The sequence below is a fragment of the Rhodovulum sp. genome (assembly GCF_011048875.1).
Taxonomy (GTDB): Bacteria; Pseudomonadota; Alphaproteobacteria; order Rhodobacterales; family Rhodobacteraceae; genus Rhodovulum; species Rhodovulum tesquicola.
Map to the genome: position 1 here is coordinate 1 of NZ_DSDD01000219.1, position 4,300 is coordinate 4,300.

The 4,300-nt window shown below is 67.2% G+C and carries 7 protein-coding genes and 1 tRNA gene; 7 read left to right on the forward strand and 1 reads right to left on the reverse strand.

Annotation, left to right across the window (positions count from 1 at the left end):
* The coding region (locus ENN83_RS07585) for a hypothetical protein (protein ID WP_287185669.1) at positions 1-359 on the forward strand (359 nt) is incomplete at its 5' end.
* 8 nt (positions 360-367) lie between these two features.
* Here the strand turns inward: ENN83_RS07585 and ENN83_RS07590 are convergent.
* Positions 368-1,216 (reverse strand): hypothetical protein, encoded by an 849-nt coding sequence (locus tag ENN83_RS07590; RefSeq protein WP_287185671.1) that lies wholly within the window; start codon positions 1,214-1,216, stop codon positions 368-370.
* A gap of 98 nt (positions 1,217-1,314) precedes the next feature.
* Between ENN83_RS07590 and ENN83_RS07595 the strand changes: the two genes are divergently transcribed.
* From ENN83_RS07595 to rplA, 6 genes are all read left to right on the forward strand, one after another.
* Positions 1,315-1,390, forward strand: a tRNA-Trp gene (locus ENN83_RS07595).
* Positions 1,391-1,525: 135 nt separating this feature from the next.
* On the forward strand, positions 1,526-1,897 hold the full coding sequence (locus ENN83_RS07600; RefSeq protein WP_287185673.1) for a hypothetical protein: 372 nt from the start codon (positions 1,526-1,528) through the stop codon (positions 1,895-1,897).
* Between the two features lie 93 nt (positions 1,898-1,990).
* Entirely contained in the window at positions 1,991-2,182 is a 192-nt protein-coding gene (secE, locus tag ENN83_RS07605) for a preprotein translocase subunit SecE (RefSeq protein WP_132697034.1), read from the forward strand.
* 175 nt (positions 2,183-2,357) lie between these two features.
* Positions 2,358-2,891, forward strand: a complete 534-nt coding sequence (gene nusG / locus ENN83_RS07610; protein ID WP_287185675.1) for a transcription termination/antitermination protein NusG — start codon at positions 2,358-2,360, stop codon at positions 2,889-2,891.
* A gap of 104 nt (positions 2,892-2,995) precedes the next feature.
* Positions 2,996-3,448, forward strand: a complete 453-nt coding sequence (gene rplK / locus ENN83_RS07615; protein WP_287185677.1) for a 50S ribosomal protein L11 — start codon at positions 2,996-2,998, stop codon at positions 3,446-3,448.
* A 5-nt stretch (positions 3,449-3,453) separates the two neighbouring features.
* Positions 3,454-4,152: a 50S ribosomal protein L1 gene (gene rplA, locus ENN83_RS07620; protein WP_287185679.1), complete on the forward strand. Its 699-nt coding sequence runs from the start codon at positions 3,454-3,456 to the stop codon at positions 4,150-4,152.
* Positions 4,153-4,300: the final 148 nt, after the last annotated feature.

A 4,300-nucleotide genomic window follows, 5' to 3' on the forward strand; every position in this document is an offset into this window, starting at 1 on the left:
GGAACGACATGGATGTCGTCTATTCCCCCGGCGCGCTCTGGGTGCGGCTGCTGGTGGGGGGCATCGCGGCGGTGATCCTGTTCTTCCTGATGATGGGCAACATCCTGTCCGGGCCGATCTTTCTCGAAGGCGATTTCGGCCTCTGGAAGATGGCCGAGACCGCCGCGCCGCCGCCCGGCACACCCGCGCCGCCCTTCGGGATGGCGCCTTCGCCGCTTCTGCCTCTGCGCCCGACCGAGGATTTCGCCCGGCTCATCGTCTGGTGCACGCTGGCAGGCTTTTCCGAACGCTTCGTGCCGGACCGCTTTGCCGAGCTGTCGGAAAGCGCGCAGGGATCGGGCAGGAAATCCGCCGACTGACCGACGGTTCAGGGCTTGCGCATCCGCCAGGCGACCCGCCCGCCCGGATTGGCCGCCAGCGCCGCCGCCAGCCGGTCGAATCGTGCCGCCTGCCCGAACCGCGCCATCTGCGCCCGCGCCGCCGCCAGCCCCGCGGCAAGGGCGGCGTCGTCCAGCCCGGTGCAGGCCGCCCGCGCCAGCATGTCGGCATCGGGTGCGCGGGTGCACAGGAAGACCGCGCTGGTCGGCGGGCACACGGCCAGCGGCGCGAAACAGTCGGCCAGCCGCGCCATCTGGGCCGCCAGCCAGGGTTGGCGCCAGTGGAAATAGTCCTGCTGGATCACCATCGACCCGCCCGGGATCAGGCCGGGAAGAAACCGCGCTGCGATCGCATCGGCCATGGCGTCGGATTTCGCCGCGTCGATCGCCAGGATCTCGATCGGCCCGTCGGACCAGTGCTGGTCCGCGATCTCGCCGGGATGCAGCGTGACCAGCGCGTCCCAGGGCGCCAGCAGGCGCCGCACCAGGGGCAGGATGTCCCCGCCCGCGAAGGGCGGGATGCCCGCGGGATAGAGCATCCGGGCCTTCAACTCCTCGGAGGCGGTGAACCGGTCAAAGGCATGGACGGATGCGCGATGCCCCGCCTGCCGCCGCCCCTCGGCCAGCCGCGCGGTCGAACCGCCCGCGAAACAGCCCAGATCGACGATGGCCCCCGCGCCCCGCGCCCAGTCGCGCGCAAGCCAGAGATAAAGCCGCTGCTCCCCTGCGCTCAGCATCGTCGGCACGCCCGCAGCCGCCCCGAACTCCGCCTGCGCCAGCGCGGCCCATGGCGCGGCGTCGAACAGATCGCGTGTCTCGGGATCGGGCAGGGCGGTCATGGTGCCCGGCCTAGCACCCGAGCGGCCGCGAAACCAGATCGCGGACGAAAAACCGGGCTTGATTCCGCCGCCCCGGTGACGTAACCGGGCTTCGGCCTAGGGGTGTAGCTCAGTTGGTAGAGCATCGGTCTCCAAAACCGAGGGCCGGGGGTTCGAGTCCCTCCGCCCCTGCCAAGCTCATTCTCCGCATATGCCGCCGAACTGCCCTTGCGGTGCCTTCTCGCTGCCACGCCGTCCTGCGAAAACCCGGAAGTCGAGCGGGATTCTTCCGGGTGCGTGCGATGACGGCGCTGGCAGGGCATGGGGAAAATGCGCGGAAACCTTGCGATACGGGTCTGGGTGGGCGCGTTGGCGTTGCCCGCGGCGGTTGCGGCGCGCGAGGCGCCGGGCGCCAAGTGGCTGGTCGCCCCGGCGGCCGATCCGCCGTCATCCACACCGCCGGTTGCCGCCCTATCCGAGCTGACCCTGCCCGCCCCCGTCCTGCCCGGTTTCGTCCCGGAGGGCGCGCCCGACCCCCAGTTGATCGGCATCGCCTTCGCGGTGCTCGGGCTAGGGGGCGGGGTTTTCCTTCTGGGGCGGTTGATCGGAATCGCACGGACATGCGGCCTTCTCGCGGGAGGCCGCCGGGGACGATGCGGCGATCCGTTCTCGCGTCTCTCGGCCGACACGGACCGCGACTAGGGCGCCGTCAGCCCGGACCTGCGCCCTTGCAATCTCGGCGCCGAGCGCGTATTTCGCCCCCTGTCGGCAAGAGAAAACGAGACCATCACGGCCATGGCCAATCCGCTCCAGTTCATCCAGCAGACCCGGTCCGAGGTCTCCAAGGTCGTCTGGCCGACCCGGCGCGAGGTCGGACTGAGCACAGTCATGGTCCTGATCATGGCCACCCTGACGGCGATCTTCTTCTTCTTCGTGGACTGGATGATCCGTTCGGGGCTGCAACTGATCCTGGGCTTTTTCGGCTGAGCCTGCCGATTTTCAGGCCAGCGGGCTTGAAAGGCGGGGATCACATCTGTAAGGCGAACGCTGTTCTGGGTTCCGGCGTGCATCGATTCGGGTTGCGCGCTGTTTTTTGTTCCAGAAAGCGCAGGTCGCAAAGAGAAAACGGCCCAAGGCCGGTGGATGCGAGGTTAGGGGCAAGATGGCGAAGCGGTGGTATTCGGTGGGCGTGCTCTCGAACTTCGAGAAGAAGGTTGCCGAACAGATCAGGACAGCCGTCGCCGATGCCGGTCTCGAGGACGAGATCGAAGAGGTTCTCGTGCCCACCGAAGAGGTGATCGAGATCCGCCGCGGCAAGAAGGTGACGACCGAACGCCGCTTCATGCCCGGCTATGTGCTGGTGCGCATGGACATGAGCGATCGCGGCTATCACCTGATCAGCCAGATCAACCGGGTGACCGGTTTCCTCGGCCCTCAGGGCAAGCCGATGCCGATGCGCGACGAGGAGGTGAACCAGATCCTCAACCGTGCCGAGGAGGGCGAGGCGCAGCCGCGCTCGCTCATCACCTACGAGATCGGCGAGAATGTCAGCGTGACCGACGGCCCCTTCGAGGGCTTCTCGGGCATGGTCGAGGAAGTGGACGACGACAACCAGCGCCTGAAGGTGACGGTGTCGATCTTCGGCCGGGCAACGCCGGTCGAACTGGAATTCACGCAGGTCTCCAAGGGGGGCTGATGCAAAGCCGTGGGAGGCAGGCGGGCGCGCCCGAATGCCGGACCACTAAACCGATGCGCCACCCTCGCGTGGGTCCGGCGCGGTGAATGGAAGGAGACGGCCTTATGGCCAAGAAGGTAATCGGCAAGCTGAAGCTGCAAGTCAAGGCAGGCCAGGCGAATCCCAGTCCGCCCGTTGGTCCCGCGCTCGGTCAGCGCGGCATCAACATCATGGAATTCTGCAAGCAGTTCAACGCCAAGACCCAGGATCTGGAGCCCGGCGCCCCCTGTCCGACGGTGATCACCTACTACCAGGACAAGTCCTTCGCGATGGAGATCAAGACGCCGCCTGCGTCCTTTCTCCTGAAGAGGGCGGCGGGTCTCAAGCCGGTCGGAAAGCGCAACCGCGCCAAGGGCTCCGAAAAGCCCGGCCGCGACGTTGCGGGGACGGTGACGGTGGCGCAGGTGCGCGAGATCGCCGAGACGAAGATGAAGGATCTGAATGCCAACGACATCGAAGGCGCGATGCAGATCATCCTGGGGTCGGCCCGTTCGATGGGCATCGAGGTGAAGGGGTAAGCGCGATGGCAAAGCATGGAAAACGTGTGCGCGCCGCGCGCGCAGCCGTCGCTGGCAAGGAAAACCTCAGCGTCGAGGACGCGGTCGCGCTGATCAAGGCGAACGCGAGCGCCAAGTTCGACGAGACGGTCGAGATCGCGCTGAACCTGGGCGTCGATCCCCGGCATGCCGACCAGATGGTGCGGGGCGTCGTGACGCTGCCCAACGGCACCGGCAAGGATGTGCGCGTTGCGGTCTTTGCCCGCGGCCCCAAGGCCGACGAGGCCCGGGCTGCTGGTGCCGAGATCGTCGGTGCCGAGGACCTGATGGAAACGATCCAGGGCGGCACGATCGAGTTCGACCGCTGCATCGCGACCCCGGACATGATGCCGGTCGTCGGGCGGCTGGGGAAAATCCTCGGTCCGCGCAACCTGATGCCGAACCCCAAGGTCGGCACGGTGACGATGGACGTGGCCGAGGCGGTCAAGAACGCCAAGGGTGGCGAGGTGCAGTTCCGTGCCGAGAAGGCAGGCGTCGTGCATGCCGGCATCGGCAAGGCCTCGTTCGACGAGGGCAAGCTGGTCGAGAACGTGCGCGCCTTCGTGGGTGCGGTCAGTCAGGCCAAGCCCTCGGGCGCCAAGGGCACCTTCATGAAGAAGGTGTCGCTCAGCTCGACCATGGGGCCGGGCGTGTCAGTTGATGTTGCCTCGGCAACCGGAAATTGAATAAGGATAGGCTGACGCCTATTCCCACGCGTATTTCCGGGTCTCGTGCCCGGGAATGGCGGGGCGGCGACGCCCCGTCCTGTCCGAGACGGAGGGTGCGGCCCGCTGGGGGCGCTTAATGTCCTTCCCGAGATGGGGAAACGAGACA

Bases quoted from the DNA above. Each gene is read 5' to 3' on its own strand.
- ENN83_RS07590 (WP_287185671.1), bottom strand. From the start codon at position 1,216: ATGACCGCCCTGCCCGATCCCGAGACACGCGATCTGTTCGACGCCGCG.
- ENN83_RS07600 (WP_287185673.1), top strand. From the start codon at position 1,526: ATGCGCGGAAACCTTGCGATACGGGTCTGGGTGGGCGCGTTGGCGTTG.
- secE (WP_132697034.1), top strand. From the start codon at position 1,991: ATGGCCAATCCGCTCCAGTTCATCCAGCAGACCCGGTCCGAGGTCTCC.
- nusG (WP_287185675.1), top strand. From the start codon at position 2,358: ATGGCGAAGCGGTGGTATTCGGTGGGCGTGCTCTCGAACTTCGAGAAG.
- rplK (WP_287185677.1), top strand. From the start codon at position 2,996: ATGGCCAAGAAGGTAATCGGCAAGCTGAAGCTGCAAGTCAAGGCAGGC.
- rplA (WP_287185679.1), top strand. From the start codon at position 3,454: ATGGCAAAGCATGGAAAACGTGTGCGCGCCGCGCGCGCAGCCGTCGCT.